The following is a 22,469-nucleotide window of genomic DNA, read 5'->3' as shown; positions in this document are numbered from 1 at the left end:
TCTGTTTATTCAGCGGTGACCACGCTGGGTTGCCCCAGGTTGGCCAGGCGCACGCTGTTCTGCACTTGCGCCACTTCGCTCGGCGAGCCGATCGGGCCCATGCGCACACGGTGCAATGTCTGCTGGTTACGCACGATGGAACTGATGAAGACCGGCGCGTTGACCATGCTGCTTAGCTTGGACCTTAACAGTTCTGCCGCATCCGGGTTGGCGAAAGCGCCCACCTGCAAGTATTGGCCGCCAGCCAGCGAAGCGCCCTGGGCAGCCTGCGGCACAGCCACGGTGTCCGGGGCGTGCTGCTGTGGCGGCGGTGTCCACTGCTCGACCTTGCCGGCCGATGCGGTGATTTGCGGTTGTGGTGTCTGCGGCTCGTTGAGCATCAACGGTGCCGGCTTGCCGCGCTGGGCCCAGTACTGCGCCGGATCGATGCCTTCGACCTTGACCCGCGCAGTGCCGGTTTCGGCGTAGCCGAGTTTCTTCGCGGCGGCGTAGGACAGGTCGATGATACGGTCCGAGTAAAACGGGCCACGGTCGTTGACGCGCAGGATCACCGTGCGGTTGTTGTCCAGGTTGGTCACCCGCACATAGCTCGGCAGCGGCAGGGTCTTGTGCGCTGCACTCATGCCATACAGGTCATACACTTCGCCGTTGGCAGTGTTCTGGCCATGGAACTTGGTGCCGTACCAGGAAGCCGTGCCCGATTGCACGTAGGTCTTGGAGTCCTGCAACGGGAAATAGGTCTTGCCCAGCACGGTGTACGGGTTGGCCTTGTAGGCACCGGTGTGCAGGGTGGGCGTGGCGTCCGGGATCTTCGACACATCGACATCCCACCACGGCGCGCCGTCTTTGTGCGCACGGTTGATGTCCAGGCCCGGCTGGGAACGAACTGCGGTGCCCCCGGACTTCTGCGCCGGACCGCGGCTGGTGGAGCAACTGACGACCAGCAGGGACAACGCGACGAACGCCACCAGCTTGAGCGGTTGATTGAACGGCGATGCCCGCATTACTTAGTGCCCCGTGCTTGGACCAGCATGTCTGACAGCTGATGCACGGCCATGGCGTACATCACACTGCGGTTATAACGCGTGATTGCGTAGAAATTCTTCAGGCCCATCCAGTATTCCGGGCCGTTTTCGCCCTCAAGGCGGAATGCCGTGACCGGCATATCGTCAGGCAGCGCATTCTGACTCGACCAGCCCAGCGCCCGCAACTCCCCGACCGTCTTGGCCGGCTCGATGCCCTGAGTCAGACCTTCATCGACGCGGTCCCCACTGACATCGGCGCGGATCACCACCGGCTCGCCGGCGACCCAGCCATGGCGCTTGAAGTAGCTGGCCACGCTGCCGACGGCGTCGTCGGGGTTGCTCCAGATATTGATATGCCCGTCGCCGTCGAAGTCCACTGCATAGGCGCGGAAGCTGCTCGGCATGAACTGCGGCAAGCCCATCGCACCGGCATAGGAACCTTTGAGGCTCAGCGGGTCGACCTGCTCTTCGCGGGCCAGCAGCAGGAACTCGCGCAGTTCCTTGCGGAAGAACTCGGCGCGGGGCGGATAATCGAAGCCCAGGGTCGACAAGGCGTCGATCACCCGATAGCTGCCGGTATTGCGCCCGTAGAAGGTTTCAATGCCAATGATCGCAACGATGACCTGGGCCGGCACGCCGTACTCCTGCTCGGCGCGAGCCAGCACGGCCTCGTGCTGGCGCCAGAAGTCCACGCCACGGGCCACGCGGGCGTCGGTGAGGAACATCGGGCGATATTCCTTCCACTGCTTCACACGTTCGGCGGGGCGCGAGATGGCATCGAGGATCGCCTGCTTTTTCTGCGCTTCGCGGAACACGCCCATCAGCTGTTCACCGGCGAAACCATAGTCGCGGGTCATCTCACCGACAAATTCGGCGACCTGGGGTGAACCATCATAGTCACCGGCCTGCGCCTCCTGCGTTGCGCCCAGCAGCCCAATCAGGCCCATCCAGGACGCGTGCCGAGTCGCCCAGCCGCGCATTACTTGCATTGACATCTTCACCTTATTCAAACCTGTGCGATCCATTTGCGATGCGTATGAATCGACATCAAAACCCCAAACGCTGACAGCAATGTCACCAGCGAAGTTCCGCCGTAGCTAATGAATGGCAACGGCACCCCAACCACCGGCAACAGGCCACTGACCATACCGATGTTGACGAAAACGTAAACAAAAAAAGTCATGGTCAGGGCGCCGGCGAGCAGTTTGCCGAACAGCGTCTGCGCCTGCGCGGTGATCACCAGGCCGCGACCAATCAACAGCAGATAGATCAGCAACAGCGCGCAAATGCCCACCAGGCCGAACTCTTCGCCCATCACCGCAATAATGAAGTCGGTGTGGCTCTCGGGCAAAAAGTCCAGGTGCGACTGGGTACCCAGTAACCAACCCTTACCAAATACCCCGCCGGAGCCGATGGCGGCCTTCGACTGGATGATGTTCCAGCCGGTACCCAGCGGATCGCTTTCCGGGTCGAGGAACGTGAGGATCCGCTGCTTCTGGTAGTCGTGCATAAAGAAGAACCACATGGCCACGGCCACCGGCACGGCAGCGGCAAGCACGCTGAGGATCCAGCGCCAGCGCAAGCCGCCCATGAACAGCACGAACGCGCCACCCGCCAGGATCAGCAGCGAGGTGCCGAGGTCGGGCTGGCGCACGATCAGGATGAACGGCACGCCAATCAGGATCAGGCTGATGCCCACATGTTTGAGCTGCGGCGGCAAGGTGCGCTTGGACAGGTACCAGGCAATGGTCGCGGGCATCAGGATCTTCATGAATTCCGACGGCTGGAAGCGAATCACCCCCGGAATGTTGATCCAGCGGGTCGCACCCATGGCGTTGTGGCCCATCACGTCGACCACCACCAGCAACAACACCCCGGCGACGTAGCCCAACGGCACCCAGCGCGCCATGAAACGCGGCTCGAGCTGGGCGATCACCACCATCGACAACAAGCCCAGGCCGAACGACGACGCCTGCTTGATCAGCAGGTCCCAGTTCTTGCCGCTGGCCGAATACAGCACGAACAGGCTGCCGGCCGCCAGGGTCAGCAGCAGGATCAGCAGCGGGCCATCAATGTGCATGCGTTGCAGCAACGTCGCACGGCGACGCATCACATCCTCACTGGAGAGGATGCGGTCAAAATTACTCTTCACGGGCCGTAACCTCGGTGCTTGAAGGGGGGCCGCCATATTCGGGCTTGAGCCTGCCGTCGTCGGCCAGCAGCCAGGCGTCCATCACCTGGCGCACCACGGGCGCCGCGACGCCGGAGCCGGACTCGCCGTTCTCGACCATCACCGCGACCACAATCTTCGGATCGTCCGCCGGGGCAAAGCCGACAAACAAGGCGTGGTCGCGGTGGCGTTCCTGAACCTTGGAGCGGTCGTATTTTTCGCCCTGCTTGATCGCCACCACCTGGGCGGTACCGCTCTTGCCGGCAATGCGGTACTGCGCACCAATGGCCGCCTTGCGTGCGGTGCCGCGTGCACCGTGCATCACTTGCTGCATGCCATGGTTGACCTTGGTCCAGTCGGACGGATCGCGCAGCACGATGTTCGGGATCGGGTTTTCATCCAAGGGCTTCTCGCCCTCGATAGTCTTGGCCAGGTGCGGACGGTTCCAGATGCCTTTGTTGGCGACCAACGCCGTGGCCTGGGCCAGTTGCAGCGGCGTGGCCTGCATGTAGCCCTGGCCGATACCGAGGATCAGGGTTTCGCCCGGGAACCACGCCTGGCGGCGGGTTGCGCGCTTCCACTCCCGCGACGGCATCAGGCCGGGGGACTCTTCGAACATGTCCAGGGAGACTTTCTGGCCGAGACCGAACTTGCCCATGTAGGCAGACAGGCGATCGATCCCGAGCTTATGGGCTAGGTCGTAAAAATAGGTGTCGTTGGAGCGCATGATTGCGGTGTCCAGGTCGACAAAGCCGTCGCCGGTGCGGTTCCAGTTACGGTATTTGTGATCGTAGTTGGGCAGCATGTAGTAGCCCGGGTCGAACACGCGGCTGGAAGCGGTAACCACACCCGCGTCCAGGCCGGCAATCGCCACCGCCGGCTTGATGGTCGAACCCGGCGGGTACAGGCCGCGCAGCACGCGGTTGAACAGCGGACGATCAATGGAATCGCGCAACTCGGCGTAGGCCTTGAAGCTGATCCCGGTCACAAACAGGTTGGGGTCGAAACTCGGCTGGCTGACCATCGCCAGGACTTCACCGGTAGCCGGGTCCAGGGCAACCACCGCGCCGCGACGCCCGCCCAGGGCCATCTCCGCCGCTTCCTGCAACTTGATGTCCAGGCTCAGTACGATGTCCTTGCCCGGCACCGGGTCGGTGCGCTTGAGCACCCGCAGCACGCGGCCACGGGCGTTGGTCTCGACTTCCTCGTAACCCACCTGGCCGTGCAGCTCGGGCTCATAAAAACGCTCGATGCCGGTCTTGCCGATATGGTGGGTGCCGCTGTAATTCACCGGATCGAGGGTTTTCAGCTCTTTCTCGTTGATCCGCCCCATATAGCCGACGGAGTGAGCAAAGTGCGGCCCCTGCGGGTAATGCCGGACCAACTGCGCCACCACTTCCACACCCGGCAGGCGGAACTGGTTCACCGCGATCCGCGCGATCTGCTCTTCGGTCAGCTCGAACAGGATCGGCACCGGCTCGAAAGGCCGGCGCCCCTGCTTCATGCGTTTCTCGAAGATCACCCGGTCTTCCGGCGTCAGTTGCAGCACCTCGACGATCACATCGAGGATCTGCTGCCAGTCGCCAGAGCGCTCGCGGGTCATGCTCAGGCTGAAGCTGGGCCGGTTGTCCGCCACCACCACGCCATTACGGTCGAAAATCAGCCCACGGGTCGGCGGGATCGGCTGCACATGCACCCGGTTGTTTTCCGACAGCGTGGAGTGATAGTCGTACTGGATCACCTGCAGGAAATACAGACGGGCGATCAGCACGCCCAACAACGCCACCACCATGATCGCGCCAAACACCACGCGTGCGCGTACGAGACGTGCGTCTTTCTCGTGGTCCTTGATGCGGATCGGTTGGGTCATCGGGAGGGGCGCAGATTATTTGTGGTAAGGGTGCCCGGACAGGACTGTCCAGGCGCGATACAGCTGTTCACCGATCAGGATCCTTACCAACGGGTGCGGCAGCGTCAGCGCCGACAGCGACCAGCGCTGGTCCGCCCGCGCACAGACTTCCGGCGCCAGCCCTTCGGGACCGCCGACCATGAAGTTGACCGTACGCGAGTCCAGGCGCCAGCGATCCAGTTCCACCGCCAGTTGCTCGGTGCTCCAGGGCTTGCCGTGCACTTCGAGGGTGACGATGCGCTCGTTGGGGCCGACCTTGGCCAGCATGGCTTCGCCTTCCTGACGGATAAAGCGCGCCACGTCGGCATTCTTGCCCCGGGTATTGAGCGGTATCTCTACCAGTTCCAGCGACAGCTCGGCGGGCAGACGCTTGGCATACTCGTGCCAGCCTTCTTCCACCCACTTGGGCATGCGTGAACCGACAGCAATCAGACGCAGGCGCACAGCCGTTCCTTATTCCTGGTCTTTGTTCAGCTTGTCGAAGTGCGCGTGGCCCACTTCCGGGCTGTGGTGCTTGCCATCGGCGGCACGGCTCTGCTCGGCGCCTTTCCACAGACGCTCCAGATCGTAGAACTGGCGGGCGTTGGAGGTCATCATGTGAACGATCACATCGTCCATGTCCAGCAGCACCCAGTCGCTGTCGCCCTTGCCTTCTTCACCCAGCGGCTTCACGCCTTGGGCTTTGACGGCTTCGCGGACCTTGTCGAGCATCGCGCCGATCTGGCGGTTCGAGGTACCGGTGGCGATGATCATGAAGTCGGTGATGCTCTGCTTGTCGCGCACGTCCAGCACCTGGATATCCTGGGCCTTGACGTCCTCCAGGGCAGCCACGGCGACCTTTACCAGCTCTTCGCCGGCCAATTCCGGGCCTACGTGGGCTTCAACCGGCAGCGGCGCGCTTTTGAAAGTGCCTTTGCGCTTAACTTTGCTTACGTCTTTGTTCGTCATATAAAACTCGTTTTGCTCGTATGTTCGGGCGCCTGCCGTACGATTTTTCGTGCGTTCAAGCGCGCCTTTTCAGTTCGACGCACGGTAAAGCCCGTGCGCATCGATGTAGGCCAGGACCGCGTCAGGCACCAGGAAACGTACCGACTTCCCGCTGGCCAGCAGTTGACGGATCTGGGTGGCGGACACCGCAAGCGGGGTCTGCCAGACGAATGCAATATTCCCGTTCGGCCCGGTCAGGGCCAAGGGGTCACTTACCGACCGCGCGGCCAGCAGGTTGCGCAAGGCATCCGGCGGTTCGCTGTCGGCATCCGGGCGTTGCAGAACCAGGATGTGACAATGCTGGAGGAGTTCCTCCCAGCGATGCCAAGAGGGCAGGCCGCAAAAAGCGTCCCAGCCCAGAAGCAAAAACAACTGGTCATCCGCGGCCAACTCGGCGCGCATCAGCTCCAGGGTGTCAACAGTGTAGGACGGTTTATCGCGCTTGAGCTCGCGGTCGTCCACCACCAGCGGCGTTATGCCTTCCACCGCCAGGCGCACCATTTCCAGGCGTTGCTGCGGCGACACCTGCGGCGTATCGCGATGGGGCGGCCGCGCATTGGGCATCACGCGCAGCTCGTCCAGCGCGAGAGCATCCGCAACTTCCAGGGCACTGCGCAAATGGCCGATGTGCACGGGGTCGAAGGTACCGCCGAGCAGCCCGATGCGTTTACCCATCAAGTGCGCACATGACCGTCGCCGAACACCACGTACTTCTCGCTGGTCAGGCCTTCCAGCCCGACCGGGCCACGGGCGTGGAGCTTGTCGGTGGAAATCCCGATCTCTGCGCCCAGGCCGTATTCGAAGCCGTCGGCAAAGCGTGTCGAAGCGTTGATCATCACCGAGGCGGAATCCACTTCGTTGAGGAAGCGTCGCGCATCGCTGAAATGCTCGGAGACAATGGCGTCGGTGTGCTTGGAGCCGTAGGTGTTGATGTGTTCGATGGCTTCGTCGAGGTCATCGACGATCTTGATCGACAGGATCGGCGCGGTGTATTCGGTGTACCAGTCCAGCTCGGTCGCCTCGATCACGTCCGCACCCAGCAGCGCACGGGTGCGCGCGCAACCGCGCAGTTCAACGCCCTTGTCGCGGTAGATGGCAGCCAGCGGCGGTAGCACGCGCTCGGCAATGCCGACGTGCACCAGCAGGGTTTCCATGGTGTTGCACGGGGCGTAGCGGTGGGTCTTGGCGTTGTCGGCGATGCGGATCGCCTTGTCGATGTCGGCGGCGATGTCGATGTACACGTGGCACACGCCGTCCAGGTGCTTGATCACTGGCACCTTGGCATCGCGGCTGACGCGTTCGATCAGGCTCTTGCCGCCACGCGGCACGATAACGTCGACGAATTCCGGCATGGTGATCAACGCGCCCACGGCGGCGCGGTCGGTGGTTTCCACCACTTGCACCACTTCGGCGGGCAGCTCGGCCACGGCCAGGCCCTGCTGGATGCAGGCCGCGATGGCACGGTTGGAATTGATCGCCTCGGAACCGCCGCGCAGGATGGTGGCGTTGCCAGACTTCAGGCACAGGCTCGCGGCGTCGATGGTCACGTTCGGACGCGACTCGTAAATGATACCGATCACGCCCAGGGGCACGCGCATCTTGCCGACCTGAATGCCGGACGGCAGGTAACGCATGTCGCGGATTTCACCGATGGGGTCAGGCAGCTTGGCCACCTGACGCAGGCCTTCGATCATGTCGTCGATACGTGCCGGGGTCAGTGCCAGGCGGTCCAGCAGGGCCGGCTCCAGGCCATTGGCGCGGCCGTTGGCCAGGTCTTGCTCGTTGGCGGCGCTGAGCTCGGAGCGCGAAGCATCCAGGGCATCGGCGGCGGCCAGCAGGGCACGGTTCTTCTGCGCAGTGCTCGCACGGGCGATCAACCGCGAGGCCTGACGGGCAGCGCGACCCAGGCGGGTCATGTAGTCAAGAACGGACTCAGTCATGGTCAGGGAGTCTTGGCAGGGAGGAAAGCGGCAGATTATAGCTGTGACGCCGCCCGACTGACAGCGGTGAGGGGCGGATGGTCGAAATGAACTGTAAAAACCTGGGGTTCAGCGGTAATTAAGGTGGGAGTTGTTATGATTCCGTCACATTTAGCCGTATTTACCCTGACCGCCATGCCCAGTTCATCGCCGCAACTCCCCGCCAGCGCCCTGCCCGACTGCTTCTTCGACCGTGACGCGCAACTGCTTGCGCAGGAATTGCTCGGCAAAGTCATCCGCCATCGCGTCGGTGAAACCTGGCTTTCGGCGCGGATTATTGAAACCGAAGCCTATTACGTGGCGGAAAAAGGCAGTCACGCCTCATTGGGCTACACAGAAAAGCGTAAGGCTTTGTTTCTGGATGGCGGGCATATCTACATGTACTACGCCCGGGGTGGCGATTCGCTGAACTTCAGCGCCCATGGACCAGGCAATGCCGTGTTGATCAAATCGGCCTATCCATGGGTCGATGAGGTATCAGGCCCGGCCAGCCTGGCACAGATGTTGTTGAACAACCCGACCCCCGACGGCAGTCCCCGCGCCTCGCAAAAACTGTGCGCCGGCCAGACCCTGCTGTGTAAGGCCTTGGGTCTGAAGGTGCCGATGTGGGATGCCAAGCGCTTCGATCAGGAACGGCTCTACGTGGAGGATGTGGGGCAGACCCCGACCCAGATCATCCAGACCACCCGCCTGGGGATCCCCAGCGGGCGTGATGAACACCTGATGTACCGCTTCGTCGATGCTGGCTACGCGCCTTATTGCACGCGGAACCCGCTGCGCAGGGGCCAGGTCGAAGGCCGCGATTATTTTTTGATTTGAGCATGGAGTGGATTGTATGGGCCAATGGCTCGATAGCATTACCGGCTGGTTGACCCTGAACCCCGAATGGCTGGCGGTCGCGGTGTTTATCGTCGCCTGCGTGGAGTGCCTGGCCATCGCCGGGCTGATCGTGCCGGGCACGGTATTGTTGTTTGCCATTGCCGCCCTCGCCGGCAGCGGTGCGCTGTCACTGAGCGAGACCCTGCTGCTGGGCTTCCTCGGCGGATTGTTGGGTGACGGGGTTTCCTACTACTTGGGGCGACATTTCCACCAGAACATCCGGCGCTTGCCCGGCTTGCGTCATCACCCGGAATGGATGAACGGCGCCGAAACCTACTTCCACAAGTACGGCATTGCCAGCCTGCTGGTCGGGCGCTTCATCGGCCCGCTGCGGCCCATGCTGCCGATGGTGGCCGGGATGTGCGACATGCCCTTCCCGCGTTTTGCGATTGTCAGCCTCGTGGCGGCGGCGGGATGGTCGGTGGCGTACCTGCTGCCAGGCTGGGCGACCGGCGCCGCGTTCCGCCTGCCATTGCCGGAGGGTTTCTGGCCTGAAGCGGGAGTGGTAGCAGCCTGTATCGCGGTGGTGGTGGGCCTGAGCCTGAACAGCAGCCTGCGTGGCCATCGTCGCGCTACCCTTTGGATCGGTTGCGCCAGCCTGACGATGTTGATCGCCTTGTTTATCGGCTACCCCCACCTCAATGACTTTGACCAGGGCCTGAGCGCCCTGGTACAGGAGCACCGCAGCCCCTGGCTGGACGAAGTGATGGTGCGCATCACCCAACTGGGCGAATTCAAGAAGATGTTCGTCGCCAGCGCCGTGTTTACCGGCTTGCTGCTAGTGGCTCGGCAATGGCGCCATGCGGTGTTTGTCGGCGCGACCCTCGCCGGTGCGGCGGTGATCAACACCGGAACCAAGTTGTTTTTCGCCCGTGGCCGCCCGGAAATCCTCACAGACCCACTGACCAGTTTCAGTATGCCCAGCGGCCATGCATCCGGCGCGTTTGCGTTTTTCCTGGCCCTCGCGGTCCTGGCCGGGCGCGGGCAACCCATCCGGCTACGCCTGACCTGGATGCTGCTGGGCTGCATTCCCGCCGCCTTTATCGCATTGTCGCGGGTCTACCTGGGCGCGCATTGGCCCACAGACATCCTGGCCGGCACGCTGCTGGCGATGACGGTATGTGCGTTCAGCCTGGGGGTCAGCCAGTACCGCAGCCCGCTGCCGGCGATGCCGCAAAAAGCCTGGTGGCTGTTGCTGCCAGCATTGGTGGCGGTGCTCAGCTTTATCGCCCTCACCGGCACGCCCCACGCCCTGCTGCGTTATGCCTATTAAGTGAACAACTCGCCCTGCAACTCATCGAGCAGCATCTGGATCGCATCCAGGCGCTGCTGCGGGTCGTCGAGTTGCAGCAGGTCGATCTTGTCGGCCTCGGTGAATGGCAGCAGATACGCCAGTTGATTGCCCAAGGCTTGCTGCCCGTCGGCGTGGGCGTCCATGTCCAGCGAGGCCACCATCGGATGCTCGGCCAACGCCTGGAGCAATGCCAGCAGGTCGGCGTCCTCTTCTTCCAGCGGTTGATCCGGCAGTTCTTCGAGCCACTGCACATCAGCCACCAGCAGTTGGTCTTTCTGCACGCCCGCGTCACGCACCCGGAACCGGCGACCGCCTTCGACACGAATCCCCAGCAGGCCATTGTCCTGCTGCTTGAAGTCGCGGATCAGCGCTTCACAGCCGATCAGCGCGTAGCCGTCCGGGGCCAGGCCCACTTCCTTGCCGTCGAGGATGCACACCACGCCGAAGCTTTCGCCCTTTTTCATGCAGCGGGCGACCATGTCCAGATAGCGCGCCTCGAACAATTGCAGGTCGAGGGTGCAGCCTGGGAATAGCACGGTATTGAGTGGGAACAGCGCCAGACTCATAAAGGTTTCCTTAAACCCGGTTTAAACGATCACCGACACAGCCAGCGGCAGGAACACTGCCGTGGCCACGCCCATCAGACTCATGGCCAGCGCCGCAAAGGCGCCGCACTCTTCGCTTTCCTGCAACGCCACTGAGGTGCCGACCGCGTGGGCGGTCATGCCCAGGGCCATGCCCCGCGCCTCAGGGCTGTGCACGCCCAGGCGCGACAGGTATGCCGGGCCGATCATCGCGCCGATCACCCCGGTGATCAGCACAAACACCGCCGCCAATGCCGCCACACCGCCAATCTGCTCGGCCACCAGCATGGCGATCGGCGAGGTCACCGACTTGGGCGCCATGGTCATCAACATCCTGTGTTCGGCGCCAAACCACCAGCCCAGCAGTACACACAGGCCGGTGGCCAACACTCCGCCTATCACCAGCGTAGTAAAAATCGGCCAGAACAATTGGCGAATGCGCCGCAGGTTCAAGTAGAGCGGCACCGCCAGGGCCACCGTCGCCGGGCCCAGCAGGATGCCCATGATCTCGGTGCTCTTGCGGTACTCGGCGTAGCTCAGGCCACAGCTGATCAGTACGCCGATCACCAGCAGCATGGAAACCAGTACAGGCTGCAGGAAGATCCAGCGGGTTTTCTCGAAACCGGCCAGTACCAGTTGATAGGCACCCAGGGTGATGCCGATGCCGAACAACGGGTGATGGATCACCGCCGCCCAGGCGCCCTGCCAGTCGAAGGTCATTGATCCTTCTCCTTGCGCTTGACCATCTGCTGCATCAACACGCCGACAAAGCCCATGGCAATCACCAGTGACAACACCAGCGCACCGACAATGGCCCAGAAGTCCGCGGCGATGTCCTTGGCATACACCATCACGCCTACCGCCGGCGGCACCAGCAGCAACGGCAGGTACCGTAACAGGCTGCTGGCGGCCAGGCTCAATGGCTCGCCGACTTCGCCACGCCAGACCAGGAAGCCCAGTATCAGCAGCAGCCCGATGATCGGCCCCGGCAGTACCGGCAACAGCAAATGATTGATCGCGGTGCCGATCAATTGAAACAGCACCAGCCAGGTCAGGCCCCGTAACAGCATCCGTTCTTCCCCCTCGAAACTCGCCCGCATTATAAGCATGCCCGCCCTATGCACCGGCATTCGCCAAAAGCATGGTGGGTTGACCGGGCCGATTGGCCATGATGATCTACATTGGTTCTCTGTAATCGATAAAAACAGCACCGATGAACCAAGGAGAGACGCAATGCCCCATGTACCCGTAGCGCAGCTCAAAGACTATGTCGGCAAGGAACTGGGACGTTCCGAATGGCTCACCATCGACCAGGCACGCATCAACCTGTTCGCCGAGGCCACGGGCGATCATCAGTTCATCCACGTCGACCCGGTCAAGGCCGCGCAAACGCCATTCGGCAGCACCATCGCCCACGGCTTCCTGTCGTTGTCGCTGATCCCCAAGCTGATCGAAGACATCCTGATCATGCCCGAAGGCCTGAAGATGGCAGTCAATTATGGTTTGGACAGCGTACGCTTCATCCAGCCGGTGAAGGTCAACTCCAACGTGCGCCTGGCGGTCACCCTCACCGACGTGTCCGAGAAAAAGCCCGGCCAGTGGTTGCTCAAGGCAACCTGCACCCTGGAAATCGAAGGCCAGGAAAAACCGGCTTACATTGCCGAGTCGTTGTCACTCTGCTTTGTATAAGGCCGTGCCTGTGGTGGGGAAATAAACCTCACCACAGGGTATGTAAATTTATGTATGAAACTCGCAGCTGCGGCATACTCGGCGCTCAATTATCCGGATCCCGCTATGCGCCCACTCGCTCCCCTCGCCCTTGCCCTGTTGCTCACCGCTTGCGGAGATGGCGAATCGCTGTTGCCGCCCGATGCGCGCCTGCCTGATGGCGGCCGCTACCGGGGTGATGTGGTCGATGGCTTGCTGCAGGGCCAGGGCCGCGTGGACTACCCCAACGGCAGCTGGTACGCCGGGCAGTTCGACAAGGGCCAGTGGCACGGCCAGGGCGAATGGCATGGCAGCAACGGCGAAGTCTATAAAGGCCGGTTCCAGCAAGGCCTGTTCGATGGCCAGGGCAGCCTGACCACGGCGGGCAGCCACTATGTGGGCGGCTTCAAGAACGGACGACGCAATGGCGAAGGCACCCTCAAAGAGGGGCAGATGACCTATCGCGGCGAATTCAAGGACGACCAGTATTCCGGCCTTGGTCGCCTGGAGCTGGCGGACGGCAGCCAGTACCAGGGCCAGTTCGCCCACGGCAAGCCCAATGGCGAAGGCCAGCGCAACGACGACAGCGGCAACCAGTTCAGCGGCCATTTCGTCGATGGTCAGTTGGAAGGCAACGGCACCTTCAACAGCGCCGACGGTGACATCTATGTCGGCCAGTTCAAGCAGAACCAACTCAACGGCAAGGGCCGCTACGAGAACGCCGATGGCGACGTGTGGATCGGCCAATTCAAGGAAGGCGCGCTCAGCGGCAAGGGCGAGTTGATCGGTGTGGATGGCAGCCACTACGTCGGCCAGTTCGCTGATTGGCGCTTTAGCGGCGAAGGTCGCCTCAACCTCACCGATGGCAGCTTCTATATCGGCGGTTTCGACGGCGACAACTATCAAGGCAAAGGCACCCTGGTCCTCACCGACGGCACCGTGCAGGCCGGTACCTGGGTCAATGGCATGCGCGTGCGTGACGCCGACGGCAAACTGCTGCCCGACCCCCTGGAAATCGGCGTGCTGGCCCAAGGCCGCCTGCTGGATGCAGCCCTCGCCGCCGTGCCCGCCTCCACCCCCGCCGTGGAGCTGTACACCCTGGCCGTGGCTGGCGACGGTAAACAAAGCGTGTTCCTGCGCGAAGCCGATTACGTCAGCAATATGCTCGCCACCCGCTTCGGCGCACGCGGGCAGATTCGCCTGGTCAATCACCGCGACCACATCACCGATCGCCCCCTGGCCACCCGCGAAAGCTTGCGTCGCGCCGTGCAAACCCTGGCCGAGCGCACCGGCCCGGAAGACTTGGTGTTCATCTACATGACCAGCCACGGTACCCACGAACACGAACTGGTGCTGGACCAGCCGCGCATGGAGCTGGCCGACCTGCCAGCCGATGAGCTGGCAGCCGTGCTGGCACCGCTGAAGAACCGCGACAAGATCGTGGTGATTTCGGCCTGCTACTCCGGCGGCTTCATCCCGGCCTTGAAGGATGAGCACACGCTGATCATGACCGCCTCCCGGGCCGACCGCGTGTCCTTCGGCTGCTCCGAGGAAGCCGACTTCACCTACTTCGGCGACGCCCTCTTCGCCCAAGCCCTCAACCAGACCGACGACTTGCAGCAAGCCTTCAAGCTGGCGCAACTGCATGTGGCCGAACGCGAACAGGCGGACAACTTCGAAGCCTCCGAACCGCAGATCTGGGCCCCCAAGGGTGTGATCGCCCACTGGCAATTATTACGCAAACAGCAGGCACGAAAGGCGCTGGAAAGCGTCTCAATGAATAGCAAGGAAGCCAAAGGCAACTAAGCTGTAACGTGTAACAAGGGGGAAACACCATGTACCTGACGCCTCAGCATATCTTGCTCGCCGGAGCCACCGGCCTTACCGGCGAACACCTGCTCGACCGCCTGCTCAACGAACCCACCGTGACCCGCGTGCTTGCGCCCAGCCGCAAGCCGCTGGCCGAACACCCGCATTTGGAAAACCCGGTGGGCGACCCGGAGGTGCTCCTGCCACAACTGAGCGGCCGGGTGGATATCGCCTTCTGCTGCCTGGGCACCACCCTCAAACAAGCTGGTTCCGAAGCCGCCTTTCGCGCGGTTGACCTGGACATGGTCGTGGCCTTCGCCAAGCGTGCGCGGGAAATGGGCGCGCGGCACCTGATCGTGATCAGCGCGATTGGCGCCGACCCGAAATCCTCGGTGTTCTACAACCGCGTCAAGGGGGAAATGGAACAAGCCTTGAGGGCCCAGGACTGGCCACAGCTGACCATCGTGCGGCCTTCGTTGTTGCTGGGGGAACGCTTGCAACCGCGCTTGGCGGAGCAATTGGCCGGGCCGCTGTCGCGGTTGATTCCGGGCAAATACCACGGCATTGAAGTGTGCGAACTGGCCCGCGCCATGTGGCGCCTGGCGCTGGAAGAGCAGGATGGGGTGCGGGTGGTGGAGTCGGACGAGTTGCGCAAACTCGGCAAATAACCGGCCCCTTCCCACTGAAGGGCTTTTTCGTGGCGAGCGGGCTTGCCCCAGGGTTACAGGCCGCCCGTGGCGTTGAAACCAACGCCCAACACCGTCAACACCGACAGCGGCAACAACAAGGTATCGAGCAACGCACTCGCCGGCAGATCCACCCCAGGATAACCCGGCGCCTCGGCACCAAACCTGTCCTTGGCGCAGCAGCCACCATTCATCGCATACAAATCCAACCGCGTGCCGGCATACACCACCGGCGCACCCGGTTGCGCCGCGTCCAACGTACGCGCGGTGGCGCAGCCCGTCAGTTGCAGCGCCAGCAGGACCAGCAGCGCCTTATTCATCGCTGCTCAAATGGTGCTCGCCCCAACGTGGCAGCATGTCCTGGGGAATGTTCAGCAGGTTGAGAATGCGCGCCACCACAAAGTCCACCAGGTCATCGATGGTCTGCGGCTGGTGATAGAAACCCGGCGAGGCCGGCAGAATGGTCACGCCCATGTTCGACAACTTGAGCATGTGCTCCAGGTGAATGCTCGAATACGGCGCTTCTCGTGGCACCAGGATCAACTGGCGGCGCTCCTTCAAGGTCACGTCAGCAGCCCGTTCGATCAAGTTGTTGCAGGCCCCCGTGGCAATCGCCGACAAGGTGCCCGTGGAACACGGCACCACCACCATCGCCGCCGGCGCTCCCGAGCCGGACGCCACCGGCGACATCCAGTCCTCTTTGCCGTAGACCTTGATCTGCCCCGCCGCCGCACCGGTGTATTCGGTGAGGAAGGCCTGCATGGTCTGCACCTTGGGCGGCAGCGCCACGTCGGTCTCGGTGGCCATTACCAACTGCGCGGCCTTGGAGATCAGGAAATGCACTTCGCGGTCTTCACGCACCAGGCAATCGAGCAGACGCAAGCCATAGGGTGCGCCGGATGCACCGGTCATCGCCAGGGTGACGCGCTCCGGGCCGCTCATTTCAGCGCCTCGGCCAACTTGCCATGCAGGCCGCCAAAGCCGCCGTTGCTCATGACCACTACGTGAGTGCCGGGCTTGGCCTGGTGCTTGACGTGTTCGATGATGCCTTCGATGGAGTCGCAGACGCTGGACGGCACCGTGCACAGGGCGGCAATCGCCGGCAGGTCCCAGCCGAGATTGGCCGGTGCGTACCAGACCACCTGGTCGGCATCGTTGACGCTTTCCGGCAGGCCGTCGCGGTGCGCGCCAAGCTTCATGGAGTTGGAGCGCGGCTCGACAATCGCAATGATCGGCGCATCGCCAACGCGCTTGCGCAGGCCATCCAGGGTGGTGGCAATCGCCGTCGGGTGGTGGGCAAAGTCGTCGTAGATGGTAATCCCATTCACGTCGGCGACCTTTTCCATACGCCGTTTCACGCTCTTGAATGCACTCAGCGCGGCGATACCCATGGACGGCACTACGCCTACATGCCGCGCAGCCGCCAGGGTCACCAAAGCGTTGGCGACGTTATGCTGGCCGGTCATGTCCCACTCGACGATGCCTTGGGCCTCGCCCTCGAACAGCACTTCAAAGCGGGAACCGTCTTCGCTGAGCAACTTGACCTGCCATTGCCCGCCCGCGCCGGTGGTTTGTACCGGGGTCCAGCAGCCCATCTCGATCACGCGCTGCAAGGCAGGCTCGGTGGTCGGGTGGATCACCAGGCCTTCGCTTGGAATGGTCCGCACCAAGTGGTGGAACTGGCGCTCGATGGCCGCCAGGTCGGGGAAGATGTCGGCGTGATCGAATTCCAGGTTGTTCAGGATTGCCGTGCGCGGACGGTAGTGAACGAACTTTGAGCGCTTGTCGAAGAAGGCGCTGTCGTATTCATCCGCCTCGATCACGAAGAACGGCGTGTCGCCCAAGCGCGCCGACACCGAGAAATTCTGCGGCACGCCGCCAATCAGGAAGCCCGGGCTCATGCCCGCATGCTCAAGCACCCAGGCCAGCATGCTGCTGGTGGTGGTCTTGCCGTGAGTGCCGGCGACAGCAAGTACCCAGCGGCCTTGCAGCACGTGGTCGGCCAGCCACTGCGGGCCAGACACATAAGGCAAACCTTTGTTGAGCACATATTCGACCGCTGGGTTGCCACGGGACATGGCGTTGCCGATCACCACCAGGTCAGGGACCGGGTCGAATTGCTCCGGGTCGTAGCCTTGGGTCAGCTCGATGCCCTGGGCCTCGAGTTGCGTGCTCATGGGCGGATAGACGTTGGCGTCGGAGCCGGTGACATGGTGGCCCAGCTCTTTGGCCAGCACCGCCATCGAGCCCATGAACGTGCCGCAGATACCGAGAATATGAATGTGCATAGTCGACCTCGTAAAACATCGAGGCAGGTTAGCGCAGGGGGGCGAAAATCGCACTCTTTAGCTGTCAGGAAGCGGCCCCGGAGGGCCGCCCGGGGACTCAGACGGTCGCCGTATCAGCTGTTGTTTCGACGGGTAACTCGGTGGCCTTGAGTACGATGAGTTTGCCGATGAACTTGTTCACCGCCTCAAAACGCTTGTCCAGGCTGTCCAGCCGGCTGCTGTCGGTACCGGTCGTTGCGCCGGAAGCTTCTTTGTAAGGTCGAAAGATCATGTCGTTTTCATCACCGATCATCTTGAGTTGATTTTCGGCGACGTCGTACAAGGCCTCAAGCGCGGCCAGTCGCTCACCCGGAGACTGTGAATCACGTTCAACCAATTTGAGGGCCGTCGCATCCGTCCCCTCCCGTATTGCCATGATGTTATTCGCCACGACCTCGATACGCAGTTCGGCCAGGGCCAATCGCGTGTCTACATTGGCATTCTGCGTCGAAATACTGCCCGTGGGCGTCGTCCCCTGAGTGCTGGGGGCCGGTTGGTGCACCGGTGGCAGTACCGGGGTCTGTGCGGCGTACTGGCCTTTGATCGCCTCTCCTGTCCAAGCGGACCCTGCGTAGGTTGCAATACTGAGTGGCGCACTGACGAGCCCATTGACACCCGCATTTACAAAGGCATCACGGGCCACCGTGCCGAGTTTGGGGGAAGTGGAAAACACACCGGCCTTGTGCAATCGATCCGCAACGATCAGGTTTTGCGTCACCTCGGCCAAGGTCTTGGGAGCAGCATGGGTCTGGGACGGAATCACATTGGCCACCGGCTGGCCAGTGATCTTTGGCAAAATACTCTTGAAGGCACTTCCCGCAGACCCCGTCGGCGGCGCTGGGCTTGCAGGCGGGGGATTGAGGCGTGGCCGTGAGCCTCCAACGCTGCTTCCCCGTGTCGGTGGTGATGGCGGACGCCGCCTGAACGGGTTGAAAAACAAGTCTCTCTTGCGACGACTGTGTACCTCTTGCCCGTTTTGGGCTTCATCACTGGGATAATTAATGGGCGGTGCCGTGGGCTCTTTTGATGACTCGGTGGACGGTTGTTCAGTTTGCATAGGTGTTGCCGGAGTCTGACCTGTTATACGCATAACCTTCACCCTGATAACTTCTGAAACGGATGGTTGTTGAGACAGGCAAGGCCAAATTGCACATTGGCCTTATCCTTTGCGTCTTGAAAAACCAACCACCAGTTCCAGAAAACCAATGCCGCGCAAACAAAGCCGACCCCTCGGACGGTGAGCGATAACCGTTACTTACACGCCGCAGTTAATAAGCGACCGGCAACTAACATTCCTGGCGCAATTGACGAGCGATTCCGTACTTGCGCAACTTTCTATATAACGTATTTCGACTGATGCCCAATAAAACCGCGGTCTGGCTCATGTGCCAGTGTTGCTGCGCCAAGGCGGCCAGCAACGCTCCACGTTCGGCGACATCAAGCGATGAATCAACCGATGGCATGACACTGTTTGCCTGTGCGGTCTGCGAACCACGAACACGGGCGGGCACGTCTTCAAGCCGAACAAGACCGTCCGTACATAGCGCGATCAGCGTGCGCAGCACCATGCGCATCTGACGCACATTGCCTGGCCAGGCAAACGCCAACAACACCCGGCGTGCAGCAGGATCCAGCGCGACCTGTTGCTCACCCGCCTCCTGGCCCAGCAGAAAATCCAGCAACTGGGATTTGTCCGCGCGATCACGCAGTGCCGGCAGGGAAATTTCCAGACCATTGAGCCGGTAGTACAAGTCTTCGCGAAAGGTGCCGTCCTGCACACGCGCCAGCAAATTGCGATGGGTGGCGCTGATAATTCGTACGTTTACCGCCTGGGGCTCACCGCCGAGCGGCACCACCAGCCGGTCCTCCAGCACTCTTAGCAGACGGGTTTGCAGCGCCAGGGGCATATCGCCGATTTCGTCGAGAAACAGGGTGCCGCCATCGGCTTGCTGCAACTTGCCTTGCATGCCTTCTTTGCGCGCACCGGTAAAGCTGCCTCCCCGATAGCCGAACAATTCACTTTCGATCAGGCTTTCCGGGATGGCGGCACAGTTGAGTGCCACAAATGCCTTGTCGGCCCGCCGGCTGGCCTGATGCACGGCCTTGGCAAAGGCCTCTTTACCGGAACCGGTTTCGCCATTGATCAGCAACGGCACATCGCGCTCGAAAACCCGCAACGCCTTGCTGAAGTCCTGTTGCAGGGCCGGATCGCCCAGGCAGATGCCGGGCAGGCGCGGCCGTTCCACTACCGCAGGTTTGGCAACGGGTGTGGGAATACTGCGCACCTGACCGCGCAGCGCCGCGAACAAATGCCGACCATCGCGGGTACGCAACGGCCAACTGGCGGTGGCATTGGCGCTGGCGCGGCCGAGCAACTGATCGAGGGTGCATTCGAAAAATGCCTCCACCGGCTGGCCCAGCAGACCGCCACGCAACTGCCCCAACAGGTTCAGCGCACTTTGGTTCACCGCGCAGATGCGCCCGTCGCCATCGAACGCCAGCAATCCTTCACTGAACAACCCCACCGACTCAGCCTGCAGGTGAAAGCGCAGCAACCAGTGGTTTTCAAAGTGGCGCAAGAAATAGCAACTCTCGATCATCTTCGCCGACAGATTGACCAGCGCCATGGTGTGGAACTGGCTCTGACGCGACACCGCCTCGCGGGCCGAGGACACATCCAGCACAGCCAGCAGATCGCCATGGGGATCGAACACCGGGCTAGCCGAACAGGTCAGCCCGGTATGCCGGCCACGGAAGTGTTCATCACGATGAATGGTCAGGGATTGGCGCTCCACCAGGCAGGTGCCGATGCCGTTGGTGCCCTCGCACGCTTCGCTCCAGTCAGCGCCCAGCCAAAGCCCGGCGCGTTCGAAGATCTTGCGCTCGGACGGCGCGGTGACACAGTTGAGGATCACGCCTCGCGCATCGGTCAGCAGTACCGCATGCCCGGCGCCGGACAGCTGCTGGTGCAGGCTGTTCATCTCACTGCCGGCGATATGCAGCACCTGTTGCAGGCGCTCGCGGCTTTCCAGCAGGCGCCCGTGTTCAAGCACGGTGGGGGCAATGGTTTGCGCAGGGTCGAGGTGATAGTCCTCCAGGCAGCGCAGCCAGGAGCGGGCGATGGAGGGATCGCTGGATGGGTCGCGACCATGCGCCACGGTGAGGACTTGCTGGGCATGGCGACTGAAATGATCGTTGTGCATTTCTTATTATTCTCCCTGCGTGAGAACCCCCAGCATCCCCCAGCCATCCTGGCAATGCAATCCCAGGCCGACCCGCCCGTCACAGGCTGTACCGTTTATGGCACAAACTGTCACTCAGGCTGTATCACCCCTGCCACAGCAACGCTTTGCAACAATCCCTAACCCCTTGATTTACCTGGCCTGCAAAGCAGTGGCCCAACCTTTGCTCTACGCTTATCAAGCGCTCGCTGCGCTGCGCTCCCAATAAACATAAAAGCCAGGAGATACCCACCATGCGTTACGCACACCCCGGTACTGAAGGCGCCATCGTTTCGTTCAAGGCCAAGTACGGCAACTACATCGGTGGCGAATTCGTTGCGCCGGCCGATGGCAACTATTTCACCAACACTTCGCCGGTCAACGGCAAGCCCATCGCCGAATTCCCGCGCTCCACCGCCAAAGACATCGACAAGGCCCTGGACGCCGCCCACGCCGCCGCCGACGCCTGGGGCAAGACCTCGGCCCAGGACCGTTCGCTGGTCCTGTTGAAAATCGCCGACCGCATCGAACAGAACCTCGAACTGCTGGCCATCACCGAAACCTGGGACAACGGCAAGGCCGTGCGTGAAACCCTCAACGCCGACATCCCGCTGGCGGCCGACCACTTCCGCTACTTCGCCGGCTGCATTCGCGCCCAGGAAGGCACCAGCGCCGAGATCAACGAACACACCGCCTCCTACCACTTCCACGAACCGCTGGGCGTGGTTGGCCAGATCATCCCGTGGAACTTCCCGCTGCTGATGGCCGCGTGGAAACTCGCCCCGGCGCTGGCCGCCGGTAACTGTGTGGTGCTCAAGCCTGCCGAGCAAACCCCGCTGGGCATCAACGTGCTGCTGGAAGTGATCGGCGACCTGCTGCCACCGGGCGTGCTGAACGTGGTGCACGGTTTCGGCAAGGAAGCCGGCGAAGCCCTGGCGACCAGCAAGCGCATCGCCAAGATTGCCTTCACCGGCTCCACCCCGGTGGGTTCGCACATCATGCATGCGGCGGCCGAGAACATTATTCCGTCGACTGTTGAGCTGGGCGGCAAGTCGCCGAACATCTTCTTCGCCGACATCATGAAAGCCGAACCTTCGTTCATCGAAAAAGCAGCCGAAGGCCTGGTGCTGGCGTTCTTCAACCAGGGCGAAGTGTGCACCTGCCCTTCCCGTGCACTGGTGGAAGAATCGATCTACGACGACTTCATGAAAGTGGTGATGAAGAAGATCGAGTCGATCAAACGCGGCGACCCGCTGGATACCGACACCATGGTCGGCGCCCAGGCGTCCGAGCAGCAGTTCGACAAGATCCTGTCCTACCTGGAAATCGCCAAGGGCGAAGGCGCGCAGTTGCTGACCGGCGGCAAGGTCGAGAAGCTTAGCGGCGACATGGCCGGCGGCTATTACATCCAGCCGACCCTGCTCAAGGGCACCAACGAGATGCGTGTGTTCCAGGAAGAAATCTTCGGCCCGGTGGTGAGCATCACCACTTTCAAGGACGAAGCCGAAGCCCTGGCGATTGCCAACGACACCGAGTTCGGCCTGGGCGCCGGTGTGTGGACCCGCGACATCAACCGCGCCTACCGCATGGGCCGCGCGATCAAGGCGGGCCGCGTGTGGACCAACTGCTACCACCTGTACCCGGCCCATGCCGCGTTCGGTGGTTACAAGAAGTCCGGCGTTGGCCGTGAAACCCACAAGATGATGTTGGATCACTACCAGCAGACCAAGAACTTGCTGGTGAGCTACGACATTAATCCGCTGGGCTTCTTCTAATTACCCCCTCGCACATTTGAAATGCAATCAAATGTGGGAGGGGCTTATCTCCTCCCACATTTTGCATTCGACACAAAGACGCCAAATTAAAAACAATAAGAATGAAAGGTACTTTCC

Annotated in this window: 22 protein-coding genes; 6 read left to right on the top strand and 16 right to left on the bottom strand. The window is 62.0% G+C overall.

Annotation, left to right across the window (positions count from 1 at the left end; translation table 11 throughout):
* Window positions 1–5 precede the first annotated feature (5 nt).
* From AC3WP7_RS18845 to AC3WP7_RS18810, 8 genes are all read right to left on the bottom strand, one after another.
* On the bottom strand, window positions 6–1,004 hold the full coding sequence (locus tag AC3WP7_RS18845) for a septal ring lytic transglycosylase RlpA family protein (protein WP_071489892.1): 999 nt from the start codon (window positions 1,002–1,004) through the stop codon (window positions 6–8).
* Window positions 1,004–2,014 carry a lytic murein transglycosylase B gene (mltB, locus tag AC3WP7_RS18840; protein ID WP_071489891.1) on the bottom strand — a complete coding sequence of 337 codons (1,011 nt, stop codon included), beginning with the start codon at window positions 2,012–2,014 and terminating at the stop codon, window positions 1,004–1,006. Before mltB ends, AC3WP7_RS18845 begins: the two co-directional genes overlap by 1 nt.
* A gap of 17 nt (window positions 2,015–2,031) precedes the next feature.
* Window positions 2,032–3,135, bottom strand: a complete 1,104-nt coding sequence (rodA, locus tag AC3WP7_RS18835; protein ID WP_042570827.1) for a rod shape-determining protein RodA — start codon at window positions 3,133–3,135, stop codon at window positions 2,032–2,034.
* A gap of 31 nt (window positions 3,136–3,166) precedes the next feature.
* Window positions 3,167–5,065 carry a penicillin-binding protein 2 gene (mrdA, locus tag AC3WP7_RS18830; protein ID WP_071489890.1) on the bottom strand — a complete coding sequence of 633 codons (1,899 nt, stop codon included), beginning with the start codon at window positions 5,063–5,065 and terminating at the stop codon, window positions 3,167–3,169.
* A 15-nt stretch (window positions 5,066–5,080) separates the two neighbouring features.
* Window positions 5,081–5,548 carry a 23S rRNA (pseudouridine(1915)-N(3))-methyltransferase RlmH gene (rlmH, locus tag AC3WP7_RS18825; protein WP_003176297.1) on the bottom strand — a complete coding sequence of 156 codons (468 nt, stop codon included), beginning with the start codon at window positions 5,546–5,548 and terminating at the stop codon, window positions 5,081–5,083.
* A 9-nt stretch (window positions 5,549–5,557) separates the two neighbouring features.
* Window positions 5,558–6,052 carry a ribosome silencing factor gene (rsfS, locus tag AC3WP7_RS18820; RefSeq protein ID WP_003176298.1) on the bottom strand — a complete coding sequence of 165 codons (495 nt, stop codon included), beginning with the start codon at window positions 6,050–6,052 and terminating at the stop codon, window positions 5,558–5,560.
* Window positions 6,053–6,121: 69 nt separating this feature from the next.
* The gene (gene nadD / locus AC3WP7_RS18815; protein ID WP_071489888.1) at window positions 6,122–6,766 is read right to left on the bottom strand and encodes a nicotinate-nucleotide adenylyltransferase; all 645 of its coding nucleotides are present in this window, start codon (window positions 6,764–6,766) and stop codon (window positions 6,122–6,124) included.
* Window positions 6,766–8,031: a glutamate-5-semialdehyde dehydrogenase gene (locus AC3WP7_RS18810; RefSeq protein WP_102592442.1), complete on the bottom strand. Its 1,266-nt coding sequence runs from the start codon at window positions 8,029–8,031 to the stop codon at window positions 6,766–6,768. Before AC3WP7_RS18810 ends, nadD begins: the two co-directional genes overlap by 1 nt.
* 174 nt (window positions 8,032–8,205) lie before the next feature.
* On the opposite strand from AC3WP7_RS18810, the gene AC3WP7_RS18805 reads away from it, so the two are divergent.
* Together AC3WP7_RS18805 and AC3WP7_RS18800 are read left to right on the top strand one after the other, a co-directional pair.
* Entirely contained in the window at window positions 8,206–8,889 is a 684-nt protein-coding gene (locus tag AC3WP7_RS18805) for a DNA-3-methyladenine glycosylase (RefSeq protein ID WP_092248442.1), read from the top strand.
* 16 nt (window positions 8,890–8,905) lie between these two features.
* The gene (locus AC3WP7_RS18800; RefSeq protein ID WP_071489886.1) at window positions 8,906–10,222 is read left to right on the top strand and encodes a bifunctional DedA family/phosphatase PAP2 family protein; all 1,317 of its coding nucleotides are present in this window, start codon (window positions 8,906–8,908) and stop codon (window positions 10,220–10,222) included.
* On the opposite strand, the gene AC3WP7_RS18795 is transcribed toward AC3WP7_RS18800, so the two are convergent.
* From AC3WP7_RS18795 to AC3WP7_RS18785, 3 genes are read right to left on the bottom strand one after another with little or no spacing between them, the layout of a single operon-like run.
* Window positions 10,219–10,809 (bottom strand): LON peptidase substrate-binding domain-containing protein, encoded by a 591-nt coding sequence (locus tag AC3WP7_RS18795; RefSeq protein ID WP_058427778.1) that lies wholly within the window; start codon window positions 10,807–10,809, stop codon window positions 10,219–10,221. The two genes, AC3WP7_RS18800 and AC3WP7_RS18795, sit on opposite strands and share 4 nt — an antisense overlap.
* Before the next feature lie 21 nt (window positions 10,810–10,830).
* Window positions 10,831–11,547, bottom strand: a complete 717-nt coding sequence (locus AC3WP7_RS18790) for an LrgB family protein (protein WP_092248136.1) — start codon at window positions 11,545–11,547, stop codon at window positions 10,831–10,833.
* Window positions 11,544–11,897 carry a CidA/LrgA family protein gene (locus AC3WP7_RS18785; RefSeq protein WP_102592443.1) on the bottom strand — a complete coding sequence of 118 codons (354 nt, stop codon included), beginning with the start codon at window positions 11,895–11,897 and terminating at the stop codon, window positions 11,544–11,546. The genes AC3WP7_RS18790 and AC3WP7_RS18785 overlap by 4 nt, the downstream gene beginning before the upstream one ends.
* 163 nt (window positions 11,898–12,060) lie before the next feature.
* On the opposite strand from AC3WP7_RS18785, the gene AC3WP7_RS18780 reads away from it, so the two are divergent.
* The 3 genes from AC3WP7_RS18780 (at window position 12,061) to AC3WP7_RS18770 (ending at window position 15,011) form a co-directional block, all read left to right on the top strand.
* Window positions 12,061–12,516, top strand: a complete 456-nt coding sequence (locus AC3WP7_RS18780) for a MaoC family dehydratase (RefSeq protein WP_071489885.1) — start codon at window positions 12,061–12,063, stop codon at window positions 12,514–12,516.
* Window positions 12,517–12,621: 105 nt separating this feature from the next.
* Window positions 12,622–14,340 (top strand): C13 family peptidase, encoded by a 1,719-nt coding sequence (locus tag AC3WP7_RS18775; protein ID WP_092248130.1) that lies wholly within the window; start codon window positions 12,622–12,624, stop codon window positions 14,338–14,340.
* Window positions 14,341–14,369: 29 nt separating this feature from the next.
* Window positions 14,370–15,011 carry an oxidoreductase gene (locus AC3WP7_RS18770; RefSeq protein ID WP_102592444.1) on the top strand — a complete coding sequence of 214 codons (642 nt, stop codon included), beginning with the start codon at window positions 14,370–14,372 and terminating at the stop codon, window positions 15,009–15,011.
* 53 nt (window positions 15,012–15,064) lie between these two features.
* On the opposite strand, the gene AC3WP7_RS18765 is transcribed toward AC3WP7_RS18770, so the two are convergent.
* The 5 genes from AC3WP7_RS18765 to AC3WP7_RS18745 all read right to left on the bottom strand — a co-directional run bounded on the left by AC3WP7_RS18765 (window position 15,065) and on the right by AC3WP7_RS18745 (window position 20,559).
* Entirely contained in the window at window positions 15,065–15,349 is a 285-nt protein-coding gene (locus tag AC3WP7_RS18765; RefSeq protein WP_071493681.1) for a YceK/YidQ family lipoprotein, read from the bottom strand.
* A complete protein-coding gene (gene ubiX, locus AC3WP7_RS18760) occupies window positions 15,342–15,971 on the bottom strand; it encodes a flavin prenyltransferase UbiX (RefSeq protein WP_028618086.1) in 630 nt (209 codons plus the stop codon). The genes AC3WP7_RS18765 and ubiX overlap by 8 nt, the downstream gene beginning before the upstream one ends.
* Window positions 15,968–17,317: a UDP-N-acetylmuramate:L-alanyl-gamma-D-glutamyl-meso-diaminopimelate ligase gene (mpl, locus tag AC3WP7_RS18755; RefSeq protein ID WP_093125669.1), complete on the bottom strand. Its 1,350-nt coding sequence runs from the start codon at window positions 17,315–17,317 to the stop codon at window positions 15,968–15,970. Before mpl ends, ubiX begins: the two co-directional genes overlap by 4 nt.
* Before the next feature lie 97 nt (window positions 17,318–17,414).
* Window positions 17,415–18,152, bottom strand: coding sequence for a hypothetical protein (locus AC3WP7_RS18750; RefSeq protein ID WP_256572987.1), 738 nt, complete (start codon window positions 18,150–18,152; stop codon window positions 17,415–17,417).
* A 490-nt stretch (window positions 18,153–18,642) separates the two neighbouring features.
* A complete protein-coding gene (locus tag AC3WP7_RS18745) occupies window positions 18,643–20,559 on the bottom strand; it encodes a sigma-54-dependent Fis family transcriptional regulator (protein WP_092248120.1) in 1,917 nt (638 codons plus the stop codon).
* Between the two features lie 272 nt (window positions 20,560–20,831).
* On the opposite strand from AC3WP7_RS18745, the gene exaC reads away from it, so the two are divergent.
* Window positions 20,832–22,352 (top strand): acetaldehyde dehydrogenase ExaC, encoded by a 1,521-nt coding sequence (gene exaC / locus AC3WP7_RS18740; RefSeq protein WP_102592445.1) that lies wholly within the window; start codon window positions 20,832–20,834, stop codon window positions 22,350–22,352.
* Window positions 22,353–22,469 lie beyond the last annotated feature (117 nt).

This window comes from Pseudomonas sp. FW305-3-2-15-C-LB1 (assembly GCF_058787615.1).
The sequence above is the reverse complement of the archived record's forward strand: the minus strand, read 5'-3'. Positions and strand labels throughout refer to the sequence as shown.

Coding starts and splice junctions, on each gene's coding strand:
- mltB (WP_071489891.1), bottom strand. CDS start 2,014: ATGCAAGTAATGCGCGGCTGGGCGACTCGGCACGCGTCCTGGATGGGC.
- rsfS (WP_003176298.1), bottom strand. CDS start 6,052: ATGACGAACAAAGACGTAAGCAAAGTTAAGCGCAAAGGCACTTTCAAA.
- mpl (WP_093125669.1), bottom strand. CDS start 17,317: ATGCACATTCATATTCTCGGTATCTGCGGCACGTTCATGGGCTCGATG.
- rodA (WP_042570827.1), bottom strand. CDS start 3,135: ATGCGTCGCCGTGCGACGTTGCTGCAACGCATGCACATTGATGGCCCG.
- AC3WP7_RS18765 (WP_071493681.1), bottom strand. CDS start 15,349: ATGAATAAGGCGCTGCTGGTCCTGCTGGCGCTGCAACTGACGGGCTGC.
- exaC (WP_102592445.1), top strand. CDS start 20,832: ATGCGTTACGCACACCCCGGTACTGAAGGCGCCATCGTTTCGTTCAAG.
- AC3WP7_RS18745 (WP_092248120.1), bottom strand. CDS start 20,559: ATGCACAACGATCATTTCAGTCGCCATGCCCAGCAAGTCCTCACCGTG.
- ubiX (WP_028618086.1), bottom strand. CDS start 15,971: ATGAGCGGCCCGGAGCGCGTCACCCTGGCGATGACCGGTGCATCCGGC.
- AC3WP7_RS18775 (WP_092248130.1), top strand. CDS start 12,622: ATGCGCCCACTCGCTCCCCTCGCCCTTGCCCTGTTGCTCACCGCTTGC.
- nadD (WP_071489888.1), bottom strand. CDS start 6,766: ATGGGTAAACGCATCGGGCTGCTCGGCGGTACCTTCGACCCCGTGCAC.
- mrdA (WP_071489890.1), bottom strand. CDS start 5,065: ATGACCCAACCGATCCGCATCAAGGACCACGAGAAAGACGCACGTCTC.
- AC3WP7_RS18790 (WP_092248136.1), bottom strand. CDS start 11,547: ATGACCTTCGACTGGCAGGGCGCCTGGGCGGCGGTGATCCATCACCCG.
- AC3WP7_RS18845 (WP_071489892.1), bottom strand. CDS start 1,004: ATGCGGGCATCGCCGTTCAATCAACCGCTCAAGCTGGTGGCGTTCGTC.
- AC3WP7_RS18785 (WP_102592443.1), bottom strand. CDS start 11,897: ATGCTGTTACGGGGCCTGACCTGGCTGGTGCTGTTTCAATTGATCGGC.
- AC3WP7_RS18805 (WP_092248442.1), top strand. CDS start 8,206: ATGCCCAGTTCATCGCCGCAACTCCCCGCCAGCGCCCTGCCCGACTGC.
- AC3WP7_RS18800 (WP_071489886.1), top strand. CDS start 8,906: ATGGGCCAATGGCTCGATAGCATTACCGGCTGGTTGACCCTGAACCCC.
- AC3WP7_RS18780 (WP_071489885.1), top strand. CDS start 12,061: ATGCCCCATGTACCCGTAGCGCAGCTCAAAGACTATGTCGGCAAGGAA.
- AC3WP7_RS18810 (WP_102592442.1), bottom strand. CDS start 8,031: ATGACTGAGTCCGTTCTTGACTACATGACCCGCCTGGGTCGCGCTGCC.
- AC3WP7_RS18770 (WP_102592444.1), top strand. CDS start 14,370: ATGTACCTGACGCCTCAGCATATCTTGCTCGCCGGAGCCACCGGCCTT.
- AC3WP7_RS18795 (WP_058427778.1), bottom strand. CDS start 10,809: ATGAGTCTGGCGCTGTTCCCACTCAATACCGTGCTATTCCCAGGCTGC.